General features: G+C 66.9%; 22 protein-coding genes. 13 read left to right on the top strand and 9 right to left on the bottom strand.

Annotated features, from left to right (window positions below; translation table 11 throughout):
* The 3 genes from J7024_RS30500 to J7024_RS30490 all read right to left on the bottom strand — a co-directional run.
* Window positions 1–586 (bottom strand): DinB family protein (locus J7024_RS30500; RefSeq protein ID WP_234745729.1); only part of this gene is annotated, 586 nt, incomplete at its 3' end.
* Window positions 587–763: 177 nt separating this feature from the next.
* A complete protein-coding gene (locus tag J7024_RS30495; protein ID WP_175769957.1) occupies window positions 764–1,195 on the bottom strand; it encodes a YciI family protein in 432 nt (143 codons plus the stop codon).
* A 223-nt stretch (window positions 1,196–1,418) separates the two neighbouring features.
* On the bottom strand, window positions 1,419–2,009 hold the full coding sequence (locus tag J7024_RS30490; RefSeq protein WP_175769958.1) for a hypothetical protein: 591 nt from the start codon (window positions 2,007–2,009) through the stop codon (window positions 1,419–1,421).
* A gap of 212 nt (window positions 2,010–2,221) precedes the next feature.
* Here J7024_RS30490 and J7024_RS30485 point away from each other — a divergent pair, with 212 nt between their 5' ends.
* A complete protein-coding gene (locus J7024_RS30485; RefSeq protein WP_096501889.1) occupies window positions 2,222–2,452 on the top strand; it encodes a hypothetical protein in 231 nt (76 codons plus the stop codon).
* Between the two features lie 34 nt (window positions 2,453–2,486).
* Here J7024_RS30485 and J7024_RS30480 read toward each other — a convergent pair whose 3' ends face one another.
* The 3 genes from J7024_RS30480 to J7024_RS30470 all read right to left on the bottom strand — a co-directional run bounded on the left by J7024_RS30480 (window position 2,487) and on the right by J7024_RS30470 (window position 5,046).
* Window positions 2,487–3,188 (bottom strand): MBL fold metallo-hydrolase, encoded by a 702-nt coding sequence (locus tag J7024_RS30480; RefSeq protein WP_124826898.1) that lies wholly within the window; start codon window positions 3,186–3,188, stop codon window positions 2,487–2,489.
* Between the two features lie 137 nt (window positions 3,189–3,325).
* Complete coding sequence (locus tag J7024_RS30475) at window positions 3,326–4,096, bottom strand: ABC transporter permease (RefSeq protein WP_124826899.1); 771 nt, start codon at window positions 4,094–4,096, stop codon at window positions 3,326–3,328.
* Window positions 4,097–4,101: 5 nt separating this feature from the next.
* On the bottom strand, window positions 4,102–5,046 hold the full coding sequence (locus J7024_RS30470; protein ID WP_124826900.1) for an ABC transporter ATP-binding protein: 945 nt from the start codon (window positions 5,044–5,046) through the stop codon (window positions 4,102–4,104).
* 430 nt (window positions 5,047–5,476) lie between these two features.
* On the opposite strand from J7024_RS30470, the gene J7024_RS30465 reads away from it, so the two are divergent.
* The 6 genes from J7024_RS30465 (at window position 5,477) to J7024_RS30440 (ending at window position 12,199) form a co-directional block, all read left to right on the top strand.
* Complete coding sequence (locus tag J7024_RS30465; RefSeq protein WP_124826901.1) at window positions 5,477–5,773, top strand: cupin domain-containing protein; 297 nt, start codon at window positions 5,477–5,479, stop codon at window positions 5,771–5,773.
* A 629-nt stretch (window positions 5,774–6,402) separates the two neighbouring features.
* Complete coding sequence (locus J7024_RS30460) at window positions 6,403–8,001, top strand: DUF2957 domain-containing protein (protein ID WP_234745728.1); 1,599 nt, start codon at window positions 6,403–6,405, stop codon at window positions 7,999–8,001.
* 71 nt (window positions 8,002–8,072) lie between these two features.
* Window positions 8,073–9,326, top strand: coding sequence for a DUF2957 domain-containing protein (locus J7024_RS30455; protein ID WP_124826903.1), 1,254 nt, complete (start codon window positions 8,073–8,075; stop codon window positions 9,324–9,326).
* Between the two features lie 73 nt (window positions 9,327–9,399).
* On the top strand, window positions 9,400–10,224 hold the full coding sequence (locus J7024_RS30450) for an OmpW/AlkL family protein (RefSeq protein ID WP_124826904.1): 825 nt from the start codon (window positions 9,400–9,402) through the stop codon (window positions 10,222–10,224).
* 123 nt (window positions 10,225–10,347) lie between these two features.
* Window positions 10,348–10,851, top strand: a complete 504-nt coding sequence (locus J7024_RS30445) for an activator protein (RefSeq protein WP_124826905.1) — start codon at window positions 10,348–10,350, stop codon at window positions 10,849–10,851.
* 241 nt (window positions 10,852–11,092) lie between these two features.
* A complete protein-coding gene (locus J7024_RS30440; protein ID WP_124827040.1) occupies window positions 11,093–12,199 on the top strand; it encodes a hypothetical protein in 1,107 nt (368 codons plus the stop codon).
* Between the two features lie 69 nt (window positions 12,200–12,268).
* On the opposite strand, the gene betA is transcribed toward J7024_RS30440, so the two are convergent.
* Genes betA through betI form a run of 3 tightly spaced genes read right to left on the bottom strand, consistent with a single transcriptional unit; the run spans window position 12,269 to window position 16,078 of the window.
* Entirely contained in the window at window positions 12,269–13,969 is a 1,701-nt protein-coding gene (gene betA / locus J7024_RS30435) for a choline dehydrogenase (RefSeq protein ID WP_175796129.1), read from the bottom strand.
* Between the two features lie 22 nt (window positions 13,970–13,991).
* Window positions 13,992–15,461, bottom strand: a complete 1,470-nt coding sequence (gene betB, locus J7024_RS30430) for a betaine-aldehyde dehydrogenase (protein ID WP_124826907.1) — start codon at window positions 15,459–15,461, stop codon at window positions 13,992–13,994.
* Between the two features lie 32 nt (window positions 15,462–15,493).
* The gene (gene betI / locus J7024_RS30425) at window positions 15,494–16,078 is read right to left on the bottom strand and encodes a transcriptional regulator BetI (protein ID WP_124826908.1); all 585 of its coding nucleotides are present in this window, start codon (window positions 16,076–16,078) and stop codon (window positions 15,494–15,496) included.
* Window positions 16,079–16,748: 670 nt separating this feature from the next.
* Here betI and J7024_RS30420 point away from each other — a divergent pair.
* The 6 genes from J7024_RS30420 to J7024_RS30395 all read left to right on the top strand — a co-directional run.
* Window positions 16,749–17,648: an alpha/beta fold hydrolase gene (locus J7024_RS30420; protein ID WP_124826910.1), complete on the top strand. Its 900-nt coding sequence runs from the start codon at window positions 16,749–16,751 to the stop codon at window positions 17,646–17,648.
* Between the two features lie 88 nt (window positions 17,649–17,736).
* Entirely contained in the window at window positions 17,737–18,306 is a 570-nt protein-coding gene (locus J7024_RS30415) for a methyltransferase family protein (protein ID WP_124826911.1), read from the top strand.
* A 17-nt stretch (window positions 18,307–18,323) separates the two neighbouring features.
* Complete coding sequence (locus J7024_RS30410; protein WP_124826912.1) at window positions 18,324–19,607, top strand: glycosyltransferase; 1,284 nt, start codon at window positions 18,324–18,326, stop codon at window positions 19,605–19,607.
* Entirely contained in the window at window positions 19,604–21,202 is a 1,599-nt protein-coding gene (locus J7024_RS30405) for a DHA2 family efflux MFS transporter permease subunit (RefSeq protein WP_124826913.1), read from the top strand. Before J7024_RS30410 ends, J7024_RS30405 begins: the two co-directional genes overlap by 4 nt.
* A gap of 10 nt (window positions 21,203–21,212) precedes the next feature.
* Window positions 21,213–22,151, top strand: a complete 939-nt coding sequence (locus J7024_RS30400) for a glycosyltransferase family 2 protein (RefSeq protein WP_124826914.1) — start codon at window positions 21,213–21,215, stop codon at window positions 22,149–22,151.
* An 8-nt stretch (window positions 22,152–22,159) separates the two neighbouring features.
* On the top strand, window positions 22,160–23,645 hold a 1,486-nt coding region (locus tag J7024_RS30395; RefSeq protein WP_234745727.1), incomplete at its 3' end, for an efflux transporter outer membrane subunit.

The raw sequence follows: 23,645 nt of genomic DNA, 5'->3' as shown, positions 1-23,645 counted from the left end.
GCGCATCGCCGCGCGGCTGCGCGAGATAGTCGCGCTGCGCGGCGAGCGCGGTGCCGTCGACGGAGGCGATCGCCGGCAGCTCGTGCGTGCGCACGGCGTCGATGCGCGCGGCGAACACGGCGTCGAGGTCGCGCAGGTGGCATGCATGTTCGACGAGCGAGAAGCCGGTGCCGGCCGGCCGTCGCGTGACGAGCGCGGCGGGAATGTGCGCGGCATACGCGGCGAGCCGGTCGGGCATCGCCGCCAGCGCGGCGACGACGTCGGCGAACGGCAGCACCTGCGGATACGCGCTGAAGACCGCGCCGTAGCTGAACAGCGCGCCGCCGATCCGGCCGCGCGCCTGCACGACGTCGTGCCCGTGGCGGCGCATCACGTCGGCGACCATCGCGCCGCAGAACTGCCGGGCGGTCGTATCGGCTTCGATTTCAGGGAATTTGCGTGCGACCTCGTGCTGGATCGCACCGATCGCGGCGACGCCGACGCGCGACAGCGCCGCGAATTCGACATAGCGCCCGGGCTGCGCGATCAGCGCTTCGAGCTGCGCGCCGAGGGGCGTCGCACGAAAGCGGTCGAAACGGGAATGCATGAGGGGATGGTCCGGTTTTATAACGTTTCAAAACGATACGTTACAAAAAGGCGGCGCGTCAATCGGTTGGTTTGGCGGATGCGGGCGGGCGGCACTTGGATCGCCGCCCCGGGCGCCGACTCGATTCGCAAGCCGTCGTGGCGGCGATTACCGCGCATCCGCCGCGTTTCCGGTCGCTTATGCGTTCTTCCGCGCGTCCATCTCCGCGCGCAGCCGCGCTTCCTGCTCCCGCAGCTCGGGTGTGAATTCCGCGCCGAAGTCTTCCGGCGAGAAGACCTGGCGGATTTCGATGTCCGACTCAATCGGCATCGGGTTCGGGCAGCGCTTGACCCATTCGATGGCTTCTTCCATCGATTTCACCTGCCACAGCCAGTAGCCGGCGATCAGTTCCTTGGTTTCGGCGAACGGGCCGTCGATGACGGTCCGGTCCGTGCCGGAGAAATGTACGCGCTTGCCGCGCGAGCTCGGGTGCAGCCCTTCTCCGGCGAGCATCACGCCGGCCTTCACGAGTGCCTCGTTGTACTGGCCCATCGCGGCCAGCAGTTCGGTATCGGGCATCGCCCCCGATTCGGAAAAGGCCGTTGCCTTGACGATCACCATGACGCGCATTGCGGTTGCTCCTTGGATGATAGGGATACGCGGCCTGCCGGTCGCCGCGGCGGCCGGCAGGGGATGTCATGGGTACGACGGACGAGCCGGTGGTAAATCGACATCGCGATCAAAAAAGTGCGACCAGCGTGCCTCGTGCGTGAGTCAGGCGCCGCTCAGGCGATGCCGCATCGCGTGCAGCGTGCCGGGTCCGGCGCCCGATACGATCGAAGGCAGTCGCCGGTCATGCGTCGTACCAGCCGGTGGCATACGGGTTGTATTGCTCGTTGTTGTCGGTTGGCCGGATGGCCCATAGGTATTTGCTGCCACCCACCTTGCCGATTCTCAGGTTGAACGCGTGTTGTACTTCCGCGTCGTAGGTCCGCTGACCCGCGTATTTCCTTTCGCGCTGGCGGTTGAACCATGGCAGGCACCGGTGTTTGTCGATGAACGCGTCGATCAGGTCGGCTTCGACGTACTGACAGAGATTGGTGTCCTTTTGCCGGACGCAGTCCGCGACCCGGACTTCGATTTCCGCGTTTGGGACGGCCACCAGCAATTCCGCAATCCACTTGGCGTGTGCGTACAGGCGGGTCGCTGCGTTGCCTTCGCCAATATAGATGACCGGCGAGAATTCACCGCCGTACGCGATGGCGACGTCACCCTTCAGCCGGACGACGTAGACGCATTGACTCGGCTTGTCGAGCGTCGGGAACTGTGCGGTGAGCCGATGCCTGACGAGGAGGACGGCCTCTTCGGGATCGATGCCGGTGAAACCGAACTTCACCGTGATCGGGTCGCGCCAGCGGATGTGCTGGGTAGTGACGAGTGTCATTGTCTATGAATTGTTCTGATCGATTGGCGTGTGATGGTGTGCGACGGGCGCGGGCTGCGACGTCTGGTCGGCCGGCCCGCGCGTGACGATCTTACCCGCGCGCCGGACGCGTCGCCTCGAAATTGCCATGCCGCTGCGTCGGCGAGGCGCGCGCCGGAGGCTCCGGCCAAAACTGGTATGCTGACCGGCATCACATTCGCGCGGAGGGCGTCATGGCAGCGAAGGAAGTGTCGAAGAAGAAGTACCTGAAAATTCTGAACAAACGCTTGCGCGCGGAGCCGGATGCGCCGGCCGGCGCGTCGTTCGTGTTCTTTCCGCTCGGCGCGAAGGCCAAGCATGCGACGGGCGTCGTGTCCGGCGAGCCGCGCAGCAAGCGCGAACTCGCGTTGATGGCTTCGATCCAGAGCAAGGCGGCCGACGAATTCGTCGTCACGGGCGCCTGAGCGGCGCTGGCCGGCCGCGCGCGGCGCGCTTGCGCTACGCGGTGGCCGCCTCGCAGTGGGCGATCACCCCGGCGATCACGCGCGGAATGTCGTGCGTGATCGCCGGGCCGTGCATCGGCAGGATGATGTCGAGGTCGAGCGCCTGGATGCGGCGCAGCGCGCTCGCCATGTGCGCGAGCGACGGCAGGTAATCCGAGCGCGTGATCGAATCGAGAATCGCGGGCAGCGGGTCGTCCGTTTCCGCGTTGCCGAAGCGCATCAGGATGTCCGACGACAGCAAGGCCCTGTACGCCGGCAGATACACGACGAGCGCGTCCCATTGATGCACGTGCTTCGTGAAGACCGGCACGACGTCGATGCCCGACAACGTCGTCGGCACGCCGTCCTTCAGCGGAATCGCGCGCACGCCGAACACGTCGGCGAGCCCCCACGTACACATCGGATGACCGTACGCGACGAGCGCCGGATTGGCCGCGAGGAAATCGGGCAGCGCGCCCATTTCGTCGGCCTCGAAGTGCGGAACGATCACGCTGCTCACCATCGACGGCGCGATGCCGACGGTGTCGAGCGCCGCACTCAGTTGCGTGAAATTGGAGCGGGTGCCCGTTTCGACACACAGCACGTCGCCGTGCGGCGAGCGGATAAAGAACTGGCTGAAGCCCAGGTTCAGCGTATCGACGAACGTCGTGGCGCGAAACAGGCCGTCGCGGACGGCATCGATCCGGGAAGCGCTCATCGGGGGTCCTCACGCAGGGAGTGGGGCCGTGCGGCCCGCGCCTGTCGGGCGGTAGCGGCCGGTCTTCCGATCCAGTCTAGCAGCGCCGGCCCGGTTGCGCGAACCGGGCCGATGCAGCCGCGACTGCGCGCGTCGCGTCAGTTCTTCAGCTTGTAGCCGGTGCGGAACATCCACGCGACGATCGCGAGCAGGATCGCGAGGAACAGCGTGGTCGCGGCGAGGCTGATCCATACATGCACGTCGGCCAGCCCGTAGAACGACCAGCGGAAGCCGCTGATCAGATACACGATCGGGTTGAACAGCGTGATGATGCGCCACGCGGGCGGCAGCATGTCGACCGAGTAGAAGCTGCCGCCAAGGAACGTGAGCGGCGTGATGATCAGCAGCGGCACGAGCTGCAGCTTCTCGAAGCTGTCGGCCCAGATGCCGATCACGAAGCCGAACAGGCTGAACGTGATCGACGTCAGCACGAGGAACAGCACCATCCAGAACGGATGCAGGATGTGCAGCGGCACGAACAGGCCGGCGGTGGCGAGGATGATCAGCCCGAGCAGCAGCGACTTCGACGCGGCCGCGCCCACGTAGGCGATCACGATTTCCCAGTACGACACGGGCGCGGACAAGATCTCGTAGATCGTGCCCGTGAAGCGCGGGAAGTAGATGCCGAACGACGCGTTCGAGATGCTCTGCGACAGCAGCGACAGCATCACGAGGCCCGGCACGATGAACGACCCGTAGCCGATCCCGTTCACGTCGCTGATGCGCGAGCCGATCGCCGAGCCGAACACGACGAAGTACAGCGACGTCGAGATCACTGGCGCGATGATGCTCTGCATCAGCGTACGGCGCGTGCGGGCCATTTCGGCGCGGTAGATCGCGCGAATGCCGTGGAGATTCCAGTTGGCCATGTGCGTTACGCCCCTTGTGCGCCGTTGCGGCGGTTGTCGATCAGGCTCACGAAAATATCCTCGAGCGAGCTCTGCGTCGTATGCAGGTCGCGAAACCCGATGCCGGCCGCGCCGAGCGCGTTGATCAGCTTCGCGATGCTCGCATCGTCGCGCTGCGAGTCGTACGTGTAGACGAGCGCGGTGCCGTCGTCCGCGCGTTCGAGGCCGAACGGTGCGAGTTCGGCCGGCACGGCTGCCAGCGGCTGCTCGAGCTGCACGGTCAGCTGCTTCTTGCCGAGCTTGCGCATCAGCTCGCGCTTCTCCTCGACGAGCACGAGCTCGCCGCCGAGGATGATGCCGATCCGGTCGGCCATTTCCTCGGCTTCCTCGATGTAGTGCGTGGTGAGCAGGATCGTCACGCCGCTTTCGCGCAGCGAGTCGACGAGCTTCCACATGTCGCGGCGCAGCTCGACGTCGACGCCGGCCGTCGGCTCGTCGAGGAACAGGATGCGCGGCTCGTGCGACAGCGCTTTCGCGATCATCACGCGGCGCTTCATTCCGCCCGACAGCGTCATCAGCTTGTTGTCGCGCTTGTCCCACAGCGACAGCGCCTTCAGCGTCTTCTCGATGTATGCGGGATCGGGCGCCTTGCCGAACAGGCCGCGGCTGAACGACACGGTCGCCCAGACGGTTTCGAATGCATCGGTCGTCAGTTCCTGCGGCACGAGGCCGATCATTTCGCGCGCGGCGCGATAGTGATCGCGGATGTCGTGGCCGCCGACCGTCACGCGGCCCTCGGTCGGCGTGACGATCCCGCAGATCGAGCCGATCAGCGTGGTCTTGCCCGCGCCGTTCGGCCCGAGCAGCGCGAAGATCTCGCCGGGGCGGATGTCGAGGGTCACGTGCTTCAGCGCCTGGAAGCCGGACGCGTAAGTCTTGGAGAGGTCGGAAACGGAAAGGATCGGTTGCATGCTCACGGATGGCACGGCCGGTCGGTCCGACGCTGCGTGCCGCGCGTGCCCGGTGCCGCCGCTGCGAGGCGGCCGGTTGCGGGTGCGGCATGGCCAGCGGGCGTCATGTCGAACGGCGTTGTGGTGCGGGATCGCAGGACCGCCATATTAGCAATCGGCAGATGGAAATGCATTCTGGTGGAAAGGCCGGGCGATGTCGGCGCCGGATTTGCGTCCAGTGTGTGGGCATTGGTCGATAACGCCGCACTTTATTTGAGATGTGCGAACAATCCGCATCGCTTTCGGCAACGCGGGCGTCGATTGCGGGTTCGCGCGGCGGCACGACGGCGGGGCGGCAAACTGTGCCGCCCGGACACCGCCGCGCCGTACCGGGACGCCACGCGCGGCGCTCGCGATAATGCATTCCTTTCACCTCTTCGGAGCGGTGCGCATGTCTTTGGTCGATTTCAAGTCGGTGGCGGCCGCGCAGGCCGTCGCGTGGAAGTCCGCGATCGTCGGTGAAGTCGGGCCGGCCCGGATCAAGGTATTGCGCATGGACGCGCAGCCGTACGAAGCGGAAGTGCACGACTACAACGAAGGGCTGCTGGTGCTCGACGGCCGGCTGATGCTCGAGGTCGACGCACAAACGATCGTGGTCGAGGCCGGCCAGATGTATCTCGCGCTCGCCGGCACGCGCCACGCGGTGCTGCCGGGCAGTCACGGCACGCTGGCCGTCATCGACGTGTAATGTTGCGCCGCGGTATCCCGGTCGGCCGCGGCAGGCCGCCCCGCCGGCGTTCGCGCGGGTCGGCCGCGATCGTTCAAACGCGCGTTATATCGCCCTGGTATTTGTCTGAGCAAAGAAAATGAAGGCTGTTTGAAAAACTGTCAAATGCCCTGCAAGCGCTAGGGTCGCGCGCCGCGGCCCGTTTGGAACTCTGCATCCATTTACTTGTGCGGATCGTCCGCTCATAGTCTCGACAAACGACGCATCACGATAACGAATCAAGCGTACGTATGGAGACCACTTCATGAGACGCCTATCCGCGGGGCCAGCCGGACTGCCGTTTCCCTGTTTTTCGCCGGACGCCGGCGCGACGCGAGTCGCGTGCGAGCGTCATCGCATTGCGTTATCGCTGTAGCGACGCATCCTGTTCCGTTTCGTTTCGTTTTTCCCGACGGCGCCGTGCCGCATGACGGCGCGGCCGGATCGCGCTTGCCTGCCGCGGCGGTTCTGATCGCATTGGCCTGACCGGCCACGCGGCGCGCATTGCGCGCATCGTCATGCGCTGCGTGCCTGCACGACGGCGCGATACCAACCGGCGGGCCACGCAGCCCGTCCGGACGAGACTTGTCGTACCTGAAAAGGAGGGGTTGATGCTTTGCATTCCTGAATGGCGGAAGGCGGTCCTGTCGTGCGCCGTGCTGGCGCTGCCGTTCGTCGCCGGTTGCGGCGGCGGCGACGATCCGGGGCCGATCAACGTGCCGCAGTGCTCGGGCAGCGCATGCGGGCCGAGCGGTGCAGAAACGACGCCGCCCGTCGTGACGAAGCTGTGTCCGGATTCGCTCGACTACACGACGACCTACACGGGTGGCTCGGGCAGCGGCGAATACGTGAAGGTGAAGTTCGACACGACCAGGCTCACCTACCAGATGCAGTTCATCGAATCGTCGGTGCCGACCTCGGCGGGGCAGGTCAACGACACGCGCGCGGGCCTGACGATCAGCGGCGCATTCCATCATCCGACCAATCTGCCGACCGCCGAGCAGAACCGCTGCGCGTTCGTGCTCGACAACGGCGCGACGAGCGACGGCACGTATGCGGTGACGATCAAGCGCAGCGACCCGCCGATGCTGTTCGTCGGGAATGGTGTGGTGGGTGGCGGAATTCCGGGTGCGACGATCCAGTTCGACGGCATTCCGCTCGCGCCGGGCATCTTTGTCGGCACCGTGCCGTCGCGTACGTTCGATTTCTATCCGTTTATCGGCTTTACCGACACCGAGACCGATTTTGCGAAGGTGGCCGGAGTCTACAACGAGGTCGGCATTCATCTGTCGCCGACCGGCAGCAGCTATCAGACCGCAACCCCGCAGGGCTGGCAGCCGGATGTCGTGAACTGGAACCAGACACTCAATGCGGACGGCACGTGCACGATTACGTCGGGCAGCGACTACTCGTGCCAGACGACCGGCACGCCGTGGACGCTGCGCAAGAACATGGACGGCAGCGCCGATAACGTGTTCGTCAGCGGCGCGCATCCGGGCATGCCCTATCCGTCGGCCGGTCAGGAGCAGCCGCTCGTGCTGCTGTCGCCGACCCAGGCGCGTGGCGTGATGATCGTCGGCAAGCTGAACGGTGTGCTGGTGCCGATCGTGATTCGCGTCGGCTACTCGCATGCCGACGCGAGCAACCTGCTGGCGTCGGTCGCCGACGCGGAAGTCGGCATCTCGATGCTGTCTCCCGCGCAGTCTGTCGCGACCAATGCGCTCAAGGGCGGTTTCATCGGTGCGACGAGCGCGTCCGCATGCGGGGTGGTGACATCCAACGGCCTGTATGGCGCACCGGGGAATTCGGGGCCGAGCTTCAATAACTCCATACCGCATCCCGACCTGCCCGGCACGTTCAACGGCACGTTCTTCATGCCCGAGGCCGGAAATTGCACGGACGGCACCGCCGTGTCGACGATGGCCGCGAACTATACGTCAACGCTGTTCCAGGGCGCCACCGCGGCATTCATCGACCCGCAGACGTCGTCGGTTACCTCGCAGTTCGCGCTCGACTATACGCAGGCGACGCCCGGCAAGATCACGGTCACGGCCTCGCAGGACTTCAACGTGAAGGGGGCGGACGGCAATGTGGCGATCTTCAGCAAGGGCGACACGGGCTGGCTCGTGACGGCGGGGAGCGTCTACGCGATGGTCGTCAACAACAGCAAGGTCAATCCGTTCTTCACGGTCGGCGCGTTCGTCCAGTGACGGCGTACTGAACACGGAACACCGGCGGCGCACGCGTCGCCGCCGGCGAATCAAAATTAAAGAGGATTCCTATGAATGTGAAGCATTGGATGGCTGCGGCGTCGCTCGCGCCGGTGCTGGTCGCCTGCGGCGGCGACGGCGACCCGCCGCCCGCACCGGTGGTCCGGCTGTGCCCGCAGGCGATCGACTACAACACGGTGTTCATCGGCGGCTCCGGTTCGGGCGAACTGGTGAAGGTGCAGCTCGACACGACGAAGATGACGTACCGGATGACCTATCTCGCGTCGCCGGTGCCGATCACCACCGGCACCGTGCAGCCGACGCGCGACACGGCGCCGGCCAACGTGGTCGACGGCACGCTGGTCGACGAAACCGGGCTGCCGACCGTGAAGCTCAATCAGTGCACGTTCCGGATGCAGAACGCGAGCCTCGACCCGAATCGGCCGGCCCGGCTGTTCCTCGGCGAAGGCGTGCTGGGCGGTGCGATTCCCGGTGCGACGATCCAGTTCGACGGCGTGATCGGCGTCGGCAAGATTGCGCAGACGACGTTCCCGTACTACCCGTTCATCAGTTTCTCGTCGCTCGAAACCGATCTGTCGAAGATCGCCGGCACGTACAACCAGCTCGGCTATCACCAGGTGCCGTCGCAGAACTTCCAGCCGGTGGCGCTCGACCAGCAGGTGACGATCAACGCGGACGGCAGCTACGTCGAGACCGACAACTTCGGCAAGAAGAACGGCGGTCAGCCGCTCGCATCGAGCGCGACTGTGAACCAGCCGTTCACGCCGCGCCCGGATGCGCCGGCGTTCCAGTCGCTGAACTACCAGCCGCAGATTCCGCCGACGCTCGCCGCGCTCGATCCGGCGAAGGCCGGCAAGGGGATCCTGATCGTCGGCAAGCTGCGCAATCAGCTCGTGCCGATCTTCATCCGCACGGGTGCCGCGAACGCGGACCTCACGCAGGGCCCGCCGAGCGCGGACGACGAATCGGGCATCTCGTTCCTGAGCCCGCAGGCGGCGATCGCGTCGGGTTCGCAGAACGGCGAGTACACGGGCGTCGACAGCGCGTTCAACTACCGCGCGACCGCGCTCGTCGATGCGCAGGCCACGCTGCTAGATCCGTTCAACGCGTCGCAGGCCGCGCTCACGCGCGCGCTGAATCTCGACTACACGCAGAAGGTGCCGGGCGTCGTGACGACCGTGCATGCGGATGCGGCGGCGGGGCCGGCGACCGGCAAGTTCGTGTTCACCGGCGGCGTGTTCGGGTTCCTCGACATGGCCGACACGAGCAATCCGTACTTCACGGTCGGCGCGTTCGTGCAGTGACCGCGTAGAGCAGGAGACACGATGGCGCCGCGCGCAGGTGCGCGGCGCCCGGACAGAATGAGGGGGAGAACTGATGAAGAAGCTGATTGTCGCGGGGATCGTCGCAGGCGTGTCGACGCTCGCATCGGCCCAGCAGGCGGGCGACAACGTCGCGACGCTGGGCTGGCTGCACATCGTGCCGATGGATTCGACCAACGGGTTGACGACGAATCTCGCGAGCATGCCGATCAACGGGCCGCTGCGCCTGCCCGGGTCGTTCACGTCGCCGGGCACGAGCCTGACGGTCAACAACGCCGATACGGTCGGCCTCACGCTCACGCACTTCTTCACCGACCACATCGCGGTGACGTCGGTGCTCGGCGTGCCGCCCGAGTTCACGCTGACCGGGCACGGCGTGATCCGGCCGCCGGGCCCGGCAGGCGCGCTCGGCAGCGTCAACATGGACAATCCGTCGAACCAGCCGGCCGTGAAGAACGCGCGGCAATGGAGTCCGACGATCATTCTGCAGTACTACTTCAATGCACCGACGGCGAAGTTCCGTCCGTTCGTCGGGATCGGCGTGGCGTATAGCTGGTTCAGCAACATCGAACTGAACGGCAACTTCGCGAAGGACATCAACGAGAACCTCGGCAGCGTGCTTGCGGCCGGCGCCGGCAAGCCGGGGCCGACGTCGGTGGAGGGCAAGGCGTCGTCGTCGTTCACGCCGGTCTACAACGTCGGTGCCAGCTATGCGATCGACAAGCACTGGGGGCTGACGGCGACGCTGACCTACATGCCGCTGAAGACCTACTCGTCGCTCGTGATCAGCGCGGCAGACGGCACGACGCTCGCCACGACGCGCACGCGGCTGAAGGCCGATCCGCTGATCTCTTTCATCGGGATTTCCTACAAGTTCTGAGCCGTCCGGCGCGCGGCACGCGCGCCGGCGGCTTCCTGCGACCGAGCGGCCGGGGCGATCCGGCCGGGGCGTCGCGTTCCTGGCGGCGTGCCGCCATTTGTGAAGAGAGAGGGGGCAGTTCAAATGAGCATTCGCAAAATCGTATCGTTTGTTGCTGCAGTGGCATTCACCGCGGTATCGGCCGCGCCTGCTTTCGCCGTGACCGTGACGCGCGTCGACGGTCAGGCCATGAACCCGAGCGGAGAGCCGTTCTCCGCGACGGGTCTCACGGTGCTGGCCAAGGGAGCGATCAACGCGAGCTGCAACGCGACCTTCAACGGCACGATCTCCTCGACGGGCATCGTCAACATCACGTCGACGACGTTCACCGGTGGCGCGACGTGCGGCCTGATCAGCGGCAGCGCCAGCAGCGCGTCGCCGTGGACGGGGCAGGCCGACAGCACGACGCAGCTGTCGATCAACAACGCGAAGGTGACCGTTTCGCTGCTCGGCGCTTGCGGGCCGAGCAAGGTGGTCACGACGTGGAGCGATCCGAACTCGTCGCTCACGTTCAACAACGCGGTGCTGACGCCGGACTGTACGGTCAGCGGCACGGTTGCCACGTCGCCGAAGTTCCACGTGCAGTAAGCGCCGTGTGACCGAGGCCGGGTCGCTCGCCAGAGACGAGGGCCGTGCAGGGATGCGCGGCGGGCGTACCGGTTTCGCGATGGCGACGCGCCGTCGTGCGTATCGGCACGACGACCGGCTGGCCGCCTGCTTCGCGATCCGGCGCGGGGGGCCATGCAGCGGACGGTGCGGTATGCCGTGCCGTCCGATCCGACCGACACAAAACGACTCCCTGATTTGCCAGACCATGTCCGGACCCCCCATTCTCACCGACCCAGCGAAGTATGGCGATGCCCGCGCTGCGACGCGCGACCGGCTGCGCACGGCTGCGTGGCTGCAGTACCTGATCGACCATCTTGACGAAGCCGAAGCCGCCCGCGCGATGGCGACCGGAACCGGCGACACGGCCGTCGTGCCGTCGCAGGCGGGGATGAACCTGTCGCGCGATGCGATTGCCGTGCTGCACGAACTCGCGCCGTGGACCGCCACGGACGGCGGCGGTTGCGCGTGCGATGCGAGCGATCCGCGCAATGCGTGCATGCACGTCCCCGATGTGCGGCAGCTCGCGCATGCGGAGCGGCGCTGCCCCGGGTCGCGCGATGCATTCGAAGCGGCGCACGGCATCGTCGACGCGTGGGCGTTCGAGCACCCCGATGACGGCTGGGCCGCGCTCGGGCGAATCGCGACCGGCGTCGAAAGCGGCGAAGCAGGAACGGACGAAGCGCCAGAGCCCGAAGAAGGCGGCGTCGATGCGCCGCCTGCGAAGAGCCCGGGAGAACGACGCGCAGCCGTGGCCGCGGCCTGCGTGGAACCGTCGACCCGGCCGGGCGCCATCATCGACGCGATCGTTCTGCGCGTCTGCGGGCCGCGTGACGATGCGGCGCAGATCGACGAAATGGCCGCGCTCGCGATGTTCAGCGCGGAGTTGGCTGCCGGGAACGGGGTATCCATTGCCGCGTATGGCGGCGGACACAATATCGTCGCGCGCGCGATCCGCGAACGACGCGCCGATCTCGCATCGGTGGACGGCCTGCTCGCCGCGGTGTCGGTGTGCCGGCTCGACCGGCTCCTCGGCGCGGGCAGCTTCTGGGCATATTACCTGCTGGCGGGCATCGTGATCGCCGCGCCCGGCATGGTGCACGCATTCGCGCGCCGCTTTCATGGCGATGCGTGGCGGACGTGGCTCGACGCGGTGCTCGCATGGCCGGCGGTCAGCCGCTTCGGAACGCAGGAGGACGTCGCGTTCGAGCGCTTGCGCGGCACGATGAGCCTGACGTCGCGCGCGAATCCGATCGTGCGTGCGAAACGGATGCGACGAAAGGGCACCGCGATCACGCGCTTCGGTACGGACGGCGCAAGCACCCCATGAAAAACGGCTCGCGGCGAGAATGCCGCGAGCCGTGCATGCTGCTGCACCCTCCGAAGGGCGCTCGTGCGGTTACACCGTCTCCGGCTGCCGCACCGCCTTCGCGACGTTGCGCGCCATCGCGCCGTTCGCGACGAAGTAGGGCACGTCGACGCGCGCGAGCGGCTTGCGGCCGCGGATCTTGTCCGCGATCTTCTCCGCGATCATGATCGTCGGTGCGTTCAGGTTGCCGGTCGTGATGATCGGCATGATCGATGCATCGACCACGCGCAACCCTTCCAGCCCGTGCACGCGACCTTCTTCGTCGACCACGGCCATGTCGTCGTAACCCATCTTGCACGAGCACGACGGATGGAACGCGGTTTCCGCGCGCGCCCGTACGAACGCGTCGAGTTCCTTGTCGCTCTTGCAGTCGGCGCCCGGGTTCAACTCGCGGCCGCGATAGCGGTCGAGCGCCGGCTGCCGCATGATCTCGCGCGTCGCGCGGATCGCATCGCGGAACTCGCGCCAGTCGAGCGCTTCGGCCATGTAGTTGAACAGGATGCTCGGATGATCGTTCGGATCCCGCGAGCGCAGCTTCACGCGGCCGCGGCTCGGCGAGCGCATCGAGCCGACGTGCGCCTGGAAGCCGTGCATTTCGATCGCGTTCGAGCCGTTGTAGTTGATCGCCACGGGGAGGAAGTGATACTGGATGTTCGGCCACGGATCGTCGTCGCGCGTGCGGATGAAGCCACCCGCCTCGAAGTGGTTGCTCGCACCGAGGCCGGTGCCGTTCAGCATCCATTCGAGACCGATCTTCGGCTGGTTCCACCACTTGAGCGCCGGATATAGCGACACCGGTTCCTTGCACTCGTACTGGATGTACATCTCCAGGTGATCCTGCAGGTTCTGGCCGACGCCGGGCAGGTCGAGCACGACCGGGATGTCGAGTTCCTTCAGCCACGCGCCGGGGCCGACGCCCGAACGCTGCAGCAGTTGCGGCGATGCGATCGCGCCGCTGCACACCAGCACTTCGCGGCGCGCATGCGCGCTTGCGCGCTCGCTGCCGCGCAGGTACGTGACGCCCGATGCGCGCTTGCCGTCGAACAGGATGCGATCGGCGAGCGCGTGCGTGACGATTTCGAGGTTAGGCCGCGCCTTCGCCTGGTCGAGGTACCCGCGCGCTGTGCTCGCCCGGCGGCCCTTCGGCGTGACGGTGCGGTCCATCGGGCCGAAGCCTTCCTGCTGATAGCCGTTCAGGTCGTCGGTGCGCGGATAGCCGGCCTGTACGCCTGCATCGATCATCGCCTCGAACAGCGGATTCACGCCCGGCTTGCTGGTCGTGACCGACACGGGGCCGTCGCCGCCGTGATAATCGTTCGGGCCGACGTCGCGCGTCTCGGCCTTCTTGAAGTACGGCAGGCAGTCGAGATACGTCCAGTTCTCGAGCCCCTTGTGCGTCGACCAGTTGTCGTAGTCGAGTGCGTTGCCGCGGATGTAGCACATCCCGTTGATCAGCGACGAGCCGCCGAGCCCCTTGCCGCGGCCGCATTCCATCCGGCGGTTGTCCATGTGCGGCTCGGGGTCGGTTTCGTAGGCCCAGTTGTAGCGACGGCCCTGCAGCGGATAGGCGAGCGCCGCCGGCATCTGCGTACGGAAGTCGAAGCGGTAGTCGGGGCCACCCGCTTCGAGCAGCAGCACCGTGACATTCGGATCTTCCGTCAGGCGCGTCGCGAGCACGTTGCCCGCGGAACCGGCGCCGCAGATGATGTAGTCGTATTCGCGTGTCGTCATGACGGGGTATCTCCTATCGTTCTCAAAACACCGGGTTGTAGCGGCCGAGCTCGACCTGCACCGACTTGATTCGAGTGTAGTGTTCGAGCGTCGTGATGCCGTTCTCGCGTCCGACACCGGATTGCTTGTATCCGCCAACCGGCATCTCGGCCGGCGATTCGCCCCACGTGTTGATCCAGCAGATGCCGGCTTCGAGGCGGTGGATCGTGCGATGCGCGCGCGACAGGTTCTCGGTCACGACGCCGGCCGCGAGGCCGTAGTGCGTGTCGTTCGCGCGGGCGATTACTTCGTCCTCCGATTCGAAATCGAGGATGCTCATCACCGGCCCGAAAATCTCTTCGCGGACGATCTTCATGTCGTCGCGGCAGTCGCCGAACACGGTCGGCGCGACGTACTGGCCGTTGCCGAAGTGGCCGTCGGTCAGGCGCATGCCGCCCGCAAGCAGCTTCGCGCCTTCGGCCTTGCCGCTCTCGATGAAGCCGAGCACCTTGTCGAGCTGCGCGGCGGAAACGAGCGGGCCGAAGTTGGTGTCGGCATCGGTCGGCTTGCCGACTCGGATGCGCTTCACGCGTTCGAGCACCTTCTGCGTGAACGCGTCCTTGACCGAGCGGTGCGCGAACACGCGCGTGCCGTTCGTGCAGACCTGGCCCGAGCTGAAGAAGTTGGCGGTCACGGCGATGTCGGCCGCACGGTCGAGATCGGCATCGTCGAACACGATCAGCGGCGACTTGCCGCCGAGCTCCATCGTCACTTCCTTCAGCGACGATGCGCCGGCCAGCGACATCACCTTCTTGCCGGTCTCGACGCCGCCGGTGAACGATACCTTCGCGATTTCCGGATGACCGGTGAGCAGTGCGCCGACCGAGCCGTCGCCCTGCACGACGTTGAACACGCCGGCCGGCACGCCGGCTTCCGTATAGATTTCGGCGAGCTTCAGCGCGGTGAGCGGCGTGACCTCGCTCGGCTTGAACACCATCGCGTTGCCGGCCGCGAGCGCGGGCGCCGTTTTCCAGCATGCGATCTGGATCGGGTAGTTCCATGCGCCGATGCCCGCACACACGCCGAGCGGCTCGCGACGCGTATAGACGAACGACTCGGCCCGCAGCGGCACCTGCAGCCCTTCGATCGCGGTCGCGAGGCCCGCGTAGTACTCGATCACGTCCGCGCCGGTGACGATGTCGACCGCGAGCGTTTCGCCGATCGGCTTGCCCGTGTCGCGGGTTTCGATCGCCGCGAGTTCGTCGTTGCGTTCGCGCAGCAGGTCGACCGCGCGGCGCAGGATGCGCGAGCGCTGCATGGCCGTCATCGCGGCCCATTCGCGCTGGCCTTCCTGTGCCGATGCGACCGCGCGGTCGACGTCGGCCGCGCTTGCCTGCTGCACCTGGGCGAGCAGTTCGCCGGTGGCCGGATCGAAGGTGTCGAAAGTCTTGCCGCTGGTGGCGTCGACGTAACCGCCGCCGATGTAGAGGCGCTGCAAACCGTATACGGACATGAGGATCTCCTTGAAGGCGAGTGCGTGACGCGTCAATCGGACGCGAGCAGCAGGTCGATGTAATCGTGGGCGAGCTTCAGCGTGGCCCGGGTGTCGATCGGGCCGCCGGCGAGTGCGCCGCGCAGCCACAGGCCGTCGATCAGCGCGGCGAGGCCGCTGGCGGCTTCGCGTGCCTTCGCACGCGGCAGCGCCTTCGCGAATTCGGCGCACAGGTTCGAATGGAGGCGCCGCGTGTTGACGTGCTGCAGGCGCTTGAGCATCGCGTCGTGCATGCTCTGCGACCAGAACGCGAGCCAGGTCTTCATCACGGGCGCGCTGACCTGCGTGTCGTCGAAGTTCGCGGCGACGATCGCGCGCAGCCGGGAGCGCGGATCCTTGCGCGCGGCGACGCGGCGGCGCGTGGTGGCCGTCCAGAGGTCGCGCAGCACGTGCCGCATCGTGGCTTCGAGCAGGCCGTCCTTGTCGCCGAAGTAATGGCTGACGATGCCCGTCGAGATGTTCGCGCGCTGCGCGACCGATGCGAGCGTCGTGCCGGGCAGGCCGGCTTCGTCGATCGAGCGCAGCGTCGCGTCGATCAACTGCGCGCGGCGAATCTCCCGCATTCCGACTTTCGGCATCGCGACTCCCCTTCGCCCGGACGGGCCGTTCCTGGAAGTCGAGAGCTTAGCGGTTTTTTATTGATCGTTCAATCAACAAAAAATCGGGGTCCGATAGTAGATCTCCGTACCGGAGGGGTGGAGCGCCTGCCTGGCGCAATTGTGCGGGTGCGGGAAAATGGTTTGAAAGACGGTTAAATAAATTGAAGTTTGTTTAAAACGATTTCCGAAAAGGTGGCGTAATGGCGGCCGAAGTTTCTGAATTGAAATTATTACGTTACGAAAGAATGTCGAGGCATGTGAAATTCGATTCGATATGGAAATTCTGGAGCCCGGCGACCATCCCGGTAATTTCCTAGAATCCGTTTCAATCGGGCGGATGAAATGATGTATATATTTGAATTTGAACGATATATTATAATTTAACGACTGCTGGTCTGGATTTAGGCAAACGATTGCGATTGCCTTCGATCGATCGTGCTTACCATAAAAAATGCCGAAAAAATTTGAATCGACGATATTTCCCGCTGGAGTAGAGGGGATCGTTGAGATGACTTGAGTAAGTAATATTGCCCGTATTAGTATGGTGCCGCACTACAAGGAATGAATCGGCGCCGCGCGTATTGATCGCGGTGCGCCAGCCATTGCGCACCGCAGCATGCCGAGACGCCGCATCCACCGGAGAACGACGATGCCGACCGAAAAACACGTGGTCCCGCTACCGAATGGTCTGAAGGTCTACGTCGAACGGAACGTGTTCGATCCGTCCTTCGACACGGCGATGCTCGTCAACGGCGCCCTCGCGACCACCGCGTCGTTCGGGCAGACCGTCCAGTATCTCGGCGAGCGGATGAACACGATCTGTTTCGACCTCCCGTATGCGGGGCAGTCGCGCCAGCACAATCCCGGCTGCTTCATCCTGACGAAGGACGACGAGGCCGCGATCCTCCAGCATCTGGTCGAGCGCTTCGCGCCCGCGTTCCTCGTGTCGGTGTCGTGGGGCGGCGTCGCGTCGCTGTTCGCGCTCGCTCGCGGCTGCCCGAGCGTGCGGCGCGCGGCGATCTGCTCGTTCTCGCCGTTCCTGAACGACGCGATGGTCGACTACGTGACCCGCGCGCGCGATCACATCTCGGCCGGCGAGAACCTGAAGGCCGCACAACTGTTGAACGATACGGTCGGCCGCTACCTGCCGCGCATCATGAAGCTGTACAACTACCGGTATCTGACGCGCCTGCCGCGCGACGAGCAGGACCAGGTCGCATTCCACGTCGACCAGATCCTGTCGCTGCAGCCGGAACGCTATCTGAGCGAGTTTTCGAACATCGGTTGCGAGCTGCTGTTCCTGAACGGCGAGCGCGACGAGTACACGACGCCGGCCGACGTTCGCCAGCTTGCCGCGCACGTGCCGCGCGCACGCTTCGCGACCATTCCCGACGCCGGCCACTTCCTCGACATCGAAGGCCGCGCGCAGCGCGAGACCACGCGTGCGGCGCTGCTCGACTTCTTCTGCGATGCGCCGCCGGCCGCCGCCGGCATCGCGCTCGGCGCCGCGCACGCATGCGTGTCCGCGCCGATGCCGGCGATGTCGTGACGCAGCACGTCGCGCATCGGGCGCATCCCCGCCGGACGCATCCGCGCCGGGCGTATCCAAATTCTTATCCATACGAGGCAGGCCAGCCGTGAATATCGTTCAGAGCATCGCCATCGTCGTTCCGTGGGCCGTATGGCTCGCCTACTGGATCGCGACGTCGCAGGGCGTGAAGACGACCGTGCGCAAGGAGGCGTCGCGTTCGCGCACGCTGCAGTCGATTCCGCTGATCGTCGGCGGCGCGCTGATCATCCTGCCCGATCCGTCGTGGCAGGCGCTCGTGCCCGACTGGCAGCGCTTCGGCCTGCTCGCGCAAGGCGGGCTCGCGGTGCTGGTCGCGGGGCTGCTGTTCTCGGTGTGGGCGCGGCTGCACCTCGGCACGAACTGGAGCGTGTCCGTCACGCTGAAGGAAAACCATGAACTCGTGCGCACCGGCCCGTACGGCCTCGTGCGCCATCCGATCTACACCGGCTGCCTGATCGCGCTGGTCGGCGCCGCGCTGATCGGCGGCGAATGGCGCGGCGCGCTCGGCGTCGTGCTCGTGTTCGCGTCGCTCGCGTACAAGGTGCGCGTCGAGGAGAGCTGGCTGACCGGCTATTTTGGGCCCGCGTATACGCAGTACCGCCGCGAGGTCGCGGCGCTGATCCCCGGTTTCTACTGATCCCCGCGAGGCGCGCGATGGCGAAGGTGATCGTGACTGCGATCGGCTCGGCGGGCGACGTGCACCCGCTGCTCGGCGTCGCGCGCGCGCTCGCGATGCGCGGCCACGACGTCGTGTTCTGCACGCATCCGCCGTTCGAGGCCGCCGCACGCCGCTTCGGCTTCGCGTTCGTGCCGGTCGGCACCGCGGCCGAGTATGAAGCCGCGATGGCGAACCCGGCGCTGTGGGATCCGCGCACGTCGTTTCGCACGCTATGGCAGGTGATCGCGCCCGTGGTCCGCCCGCATTACGACGCGCTGCGCGCGCTGACCGATCGCGACACCGTGCTGGTCGGCACGCTGTGGGCGTTTTCCGCGCGGCTGATGCAGGAGCTGCACGGCACGCCGTACGTGTCGGTGCAGGTGTCGCCGTCCACGTTGCTGTCCGCGCAGGTGCCGCCGACGCACCCGCGCCTGACGATCCCCGCGCGCTGGCCGCTGCCCGTGAAATCGGCGCTGATGACGCTGATCGAGCGGCAGGTGCTCGACCGCGTGTGCGGCCCGGCGCTCAATGCGGTGCGCCGCGAACTGGGGCTGGCGCCCGCGCGGCGCGTGCTCGGCCGCTGGCTGCATTCGACGGACGGCGTGCTGTGCCTGTTTCCCGACTGGTTCGCGCCGGCCCAGCGCGACTGGCCGGCGCATCTTCTGCAAAGCGGCTTTCCGCTGTTCAACGACATCGCCGCGCATGACGACGATCCCACGCTTGACGTGTTTCTCGCGGCGGGCGAGCCACCCGTCGTGTTTACGGCCGGCTCGACGCTGATCGATCACGCGGCGTATGCACGCGCGGTGTCGGACGCGCTGCGCGCAACCGGCACACGCGGCATTCTGCTGACGCCGCACGATGCGGCAACGGACGGCGAGCGGCTGCTGGTGCGCCGCTTCGTGCCGATGCGTACGCTGCTGCCGCGTTGCCGCGCGCTCGTGCATCACGGCGGGATCGGCACCGCGGCGCTCGCATACGAAGCGGGGATCGTGCAGGTCGCGACGCCGTTCGCGCACGACCAGTTCGACAATGCGCAACGCGTTGCCGCGAGCGGCTGCGGTGTGCGCGTCGATGGCCCGGTCGACGGCGCGCGCCTCGGCGCGGCGCTCGCGCGCGTGCTCGGCGAGCCCGCCTTCGCCGAGCGGGCGGCACGCATGCGTGCGCGGGTCCATGCCGCGCCGGACGGTTGCGAGATGGCCGCCGATTTCATCGAGCGCCTCGCGCCGAACCACGGACGCGCGCATATGCGGGCCGACGTCGCTGCGGCGGGCGCATGAGCACGGCGTCGCCGCTGCAGGACACGCCCGCCGCCTTCGATGCGTCCGCGCCCGCGTCCACGTCTGCACCGGCCGCGCAGCCGGTGCGCGGCGCGCGGCTCGCGCTGCTGACGTTCGCGCTGTCGCTCGCGACCTTCATCGAAGTGCTCGACTCGACCGTGACGAACGTCGCGGTGCCGGCGATCTCCGGCAGCCTCGGCGTCTCGAACAGCCAGGGCACGTGGGTGATCAGCTCGTATTCGGTCGCGGCCGCGATCGCGGTGCCGCTCACCGGCTGGCTCGCGCGCCGCGTCGGCGAGTTGCGGCTGTTCGTCGGCGCGGTGCTGCTGTTCACGCTGACGTCGCTGCTGTGCGGGCTCGCGCGCGATCTGCACGTGCTGGTAGTCTGCCGCGCGCTGCAGGGGCTGTGCTCGGGGCCGATGGTGCCGCTGTCGCAGACGATCCTGCTGCGCACCTTTCCGCCGGACAAGCGCACCGTCGCGCTCGCGCTATGGGCGATGACGGTGCTGCTCGCGCCGATCTTCGGGCCGGTGGTCGGCGGCTGGATCGTCGACAGCTTCTCGTGGCCGTGGATCTTCCTGATCAATTTGCCGATTGGGCTCTTCTCGTTCGCAGTCTGCACGACGATGCTGCGCCCCGACGCGCAGCGCGGCGCGGCCGGCCCGATCGACCTGCCGGGCATCGTCCTGCTCGTGATCGGTGTCGGCTCGCTGCAGGCGATGCTCGACCTCGGCCACGACAAGGGCTGGTTCGACTCGCCGCTGATCGTCACGCTCGCGGTGGTCGCGGGGCTCGCGATCGTGTCGCTGCTGATCTGGGAGGCGGGCGAGGCGCACCCGGTCGTCGACCTTAGCCTGTTTCGCGACCGCACGTTCTCGTTCTGCGTGCTGATCATCTCGCTCGGGATGATGAGCTTCTCGGTGGTCGGCGTCGTGTTTCCGCTGTGGATGCAGGCGGTGATGGGCTACAACGCGTTCCATGCGGGCCTGGCCACCGCATCGCTCGGCGTGCTCGCGCTCGTGTTCTCGATTCTCGTCGGCCTGCACGCGCACCGCTTCGACGCACGCGTGCTCGCGACCTTCGGCTTCCTGGTGTTTGCGGCCGTGCTCGCGTGGGATGCGCATTTCACGCTCAAGATGACATTCGCGCAGATCGCCGCGCCGGGGCTGATCCAGGGGATCGGGCTGCCATGCTTCTTCATTCCGCTGACCGCTGCGACGCTGTCGCGCATTCCGGACGACCGGCTCGCAGCCGCGTCGAGCCTGTCGAATTTCCTGCGCACGCTGTCGGCCGCATTCGGCACCGCGATGAGCGTGACGCTGTGGGACAGCCGCGCGACCTATCACTACGACGTCGTGTCGCAATCGGTCACGCACGCATCGGCGAACACGCAGCGTTTCGTGCACACGCTGAACGCGATGGGCGTGGACGGCGTGCGCGAGCTGACGACGCTGCATCAGGTCGTGATGCAGCAGGCCTACATGATGGCGACGGGCGACATGTTCTGGATGGCGAGCATGACCTGCCTCGTGCTCGCCGCGATGATGTGGCTGACGCGGCCCAGGCGCGGCGCGGCCGCTTCGTTCGGACATTGAGGAAACCCGCATGACGACACTCGGCGCACTCGTGATCCTGTATCACCCGACCGATGCACAACTCGCGGCGCTTGGCGCATGGCGGCATGCGTGCGACGCGTTGCTCGTCGTCGACAACACGCCGCAACCCGATGCCCGTGCAAGCGCGCTGTGCGCGCGCGACGGCATCGGGCTGCTGCATCACGGCAACCGCGGCGGGATTGCCGGCGCGTACAACGCGGGGCTCGCCGCGCTGTTTCGCGAGAACGTCGATGCGGTTGCGCTGTTCGACCAGGATTCGTCGGTGCCGGCCGGCTACTTCTCGACGATGCGCGACGTCTGCGCGAGGCTCGCGGGCCGCGCGTTCCTGGCCGGCCCGCGCATCTTCGACGAGAACGCGCGCAGCTTCCTGCCGGAGCTCGCGACCAACGGGATCGCGTTGCGCCGGCTGCGGGTCGAAGCCGACGGGCCGCCGCAGCGCTGCGCGTTCCTGATCTCGTCCGGCTGCGTCGTGTCGCGTGCCGCGTTCGACGCGCTCGGCCGCTTCGACGAGACGCTGTTCATCGATCACGTCGACACCGAGTACAGCTTCCGCGCGCTCGCGCGCAACGTGCCGCTCTATGTCGTGCCGTCGCTGGTGCTGCCGCACCGGATCGGCGCGAAACAGCGCCACGCGTTCGGCCCTTTCGAAATGACGTCGATGAATCACTCGTGGCAACGGCGCTACTACAGCGCGCGCAATGCGGTGCAGCTCGCGATGCAGTACGGGTTGCGCTTTCCGGTGGCGATCGTGCCGAACCTGCTGACCGTGTGGCAGGTCGTGCAGATCGCGCTCGTCGAGCGCGACAAGCGCGACAAGCTCGCCGGCATCCTGTTGGGCATCGCGGACGGCCTGTTCGGCCGGCTCGGCCCGCTCGAGCGGACGCGACCGCGTCTGGCCGCGCGCGCGCAGCGCATCCAGCAGGGGTGAGGCGCGCGATGGAATGCATCTTGAAAGCGGCCGCACCGGCACGCGGCGGGCAGGGCGGCTGGACGATTCTGGCGACGGCCGCGCTGCTCGCGCTCGGCGGCTGCGTGCCGTCGGGATTCCTGCCGTCGCTGTCGCTGCGCGCACCGGCCGCCGACGCGTTGGCACACACGGCGGCCCCCGGCGCGAACGGCGCTTGGCCCGCGCCCGACTGGGTGAAGCAACTGCAGGATCCGCAGCTCGACGATCTGGTGGCGGAGGCGTCGCAGAACAATCCCGATTTGCAGGTTGCGCAGGCGCGGCTGCGCGTGGCGCAGGCACAGCTTCAGCAGTTCGATTCGCTGACCGGACTGACGGGCACCGCGGGCGCGACGGTCAGCCGCGCGCGGATGCCCAAGCCGGGCGACATCGCCGACGTGACGGCGGGCGGCTATCGCGTGCCGGTTGAGATCTTCGGCGATCCGGTCGTGTCGCCGTCGTCGGTGTTCGTCGGGCTGAACTACCAGCTCGACCTATGGGGCAAGAACCGCGCGGCGACGAAGAGCCTGATGTCGCTGCGCGACGCGGCGGGCGTCGAGGCCGAGCAGGTGCGGCTCACGCTCGCGGTCGCGATCGTCACCGTGTATTGCCAGCTCGACCAGGCGTACGCGGTGCGCGACCTGCTGCAACAGAAGCTGAAGATCAGCCAGCGCGTGACGGCCGTGCTGCGCGAGCGCACCGCGCGCGGCCTCGACAACGCATACGACGCGAGCGACGCATCGATCAAGCGCAGCCGCCTGCTCGAACAGATCGCGATGAACGACGAGCAGATCAAGCTTGCGCAACTGCAGCTCGGCGTGCTGTCGGGCCGCGGCCCCGAGCGCGGGCTCGCGCTGCAGCGGCCTCGCGTCGGCGCGTTTCCGGGCGGCGCGCTGCCTGCGCGGCTGCCGGCCGATCTGCTCGGCCGCCGGCCGGACATCGTCGCCGCGCGGCTGCGTGTGGAAGCCGCGTTCGCGAATGCCGATTCGACGCGTGCGCAGTTCTATCCGGACGTGAACCTCGTCGCGCTCGGTGGAGTGTTCGCGCTGACGCCCGCGTCGATGTTCTCGCGCGACGCGCTCGCAGGTTCCGTCGGCCCCGCGATCTCGCTGCCGGTGTTCGATCGCGGCCGGCTGAAGGCGAAACTCGGCGCGGACGTCGCGCAGGCCGACGTCGCGATCGGGCTGTACAACAAGACCGTCGACGACGCGCTCGGGCAGGTCGCGCAGATCGTCACGTCGCTGCAGACGTCGCGGACGCTCGTCGCGCAGCAGCAGGATGCGGTCGCGGCCGCGCTGAAGATCGTGCAGATCGCGGCCGAGCGGCATCGCCGCGGCGTGCTGATGCAGAAGGACGTCGATGTCGCCGATCTGACGCTGATCGACGAGCGTGCGCAACTGATTGCGTTGCAGGGTCGGCAGCGGACGTTGCGCGTCGGCCTCGTCGGCGCGCTCGGCGGCGGGTTCGATGCGAGCGCAA

The organism is Burkholderia sp. WTPI3 (genome assembly GCF_021483755.1).
Taxonomy (GTDB): Bacteria; Pseudomonadota; Gammaproteobacteria; order Burkholderiales; family Burkholderiaceae; genus Burkholderia.
This window is presented reverse-complemented; position numbering and strand designations above follow the sequence as displayed.

Excerpts from the sequence above, each read along its gene's own strand:
- J7024_RS30495 (WP_175769957.1), bottom strand. The coding sequence starts at position 1,195 with ATGCGCGTCATGGTGATCGTCAAGGCAACGGCCTTTTCCGAATCGGGG.
- J7024_RS30490 (WP_175769958.1), bottom strand. The coding sequence starts at position 2,009 with ATGACACTCGTCACTACCCAGCACATCCGCTGGCGCGACCCGATCACG.
- J7024_RS30485 (WP_096501889.1), top strand. The coding sequence starts at position 2,222 with ATGGCAGCGAAGGAAGTGTCGAAGAAGAAGTACCTGAAAATTCTGAAC.
- J7024_RS30480 (WP_124826898.1), bottom strand. The coding sequence starts at position 3,188 with ATGAGCGCTTCCCGGATCGATGCCGTCCGCGACGGCCTGTTTCGCGCC.
- J7024_RS30475 (WP_124826899.1), bottom strand. The coding sequence starts at position 4,096 with ATGGCCAACTGGAATCTCCACGGCATTCGCGCGATCTACCGCGCCGAA.
- J7024_RS30470 (WP_124826900.1), bottom strand. The coding sequence starts at position 5,046 with ATGCAACCGATCCTTTCCGTTTCCGACCTCTCCAAGACTTACGCGTCC.
- J7024_RS30465 (WP_124826901.1), top strand. The coding sequence starts at position 5,477 with ATGTCTTTGGTCGATTTCAAGTCGGTGGCGGCCGCGCAGGCCGTCGCG.
- J7024_RS30460 (WP_234745728.1), top strand. The coding sequence starts at position 6,403 with ATGCTTTGCATTCCTGAATGGCGGAAGGCGGTCCTGTCGTGCGCCGTG.
- J7024_RS30455 (WP_124826903.1), top strand. The coding sequence starts at position 8,073 with ATGAATGTGAAGCATTGGATGGCTGCGGCGTCGCTCGCGCCGGTGCTG.
- J7024_RS30450 (WP_124826904.1), top strand. The coding sequence starts at position 9,400 with ATGAAGAAGCTGATTGTCGCGGGGATCGTCGCAGGCGTGTCGACGCTC.
- J7024_RS30445 (WP_124826905.1), top strand. The coding sequence starts at position 10,348 with ATGAGCATTCGCAAAATCGTATCGTTTGTTGCTGCAGTGGCATTCACC.
- betA (WP_175796129.1), bottom strand. The coding sequence starts at position 13,969 with ATGACGACACGCGAATACGACTACATCATCTGCGGCGCCGGTTCCGCG.
- betB (WP_124826907.1), bottom strand. The coding sequence starts at position 15,461 with ATGTCCGTATACGGTTTGCAGCGCCTCTACATCGGCGGCGGTTACGTC.
- betI (WP_124826908.1), bottom strand. The coding sequence starts at position 16,078 with ATGCCGAAAGTCGGAATGCGGGAGATTCGCCGCGCGCAGTTGATCGAC.
- J7024_RS30420 (WP_124826910.1), top strand. The coding sequence starts at position 16,749 with ATGCCGACCGAAAAACACGTGGTCCCGCTACCGAATGGTCTGAAGGTC.
- J7024_RS30410 (WP_124826912.1), top strand. The coding sequence starts at position 18,324 with ATGGCGAAGGTGATCGTGACTGCGATCGGCTCGGCGGGCGACGTGCAC.
- J7024_RS30405 (WP_124826913.1), top strand. The coding sequence starts at position 19,604 with ATGAGCACGGCGTCGCCGCTGCAGGACACGCCCGCCGCCTTCGATGCG.
- J7024_RS30400 (WP_124826914.1), top strand. The coding sequence starts at position 21,213 with ATGACGACACTCGGCGCACTCGTGATCCTGTATCACCCGACCGATGCA.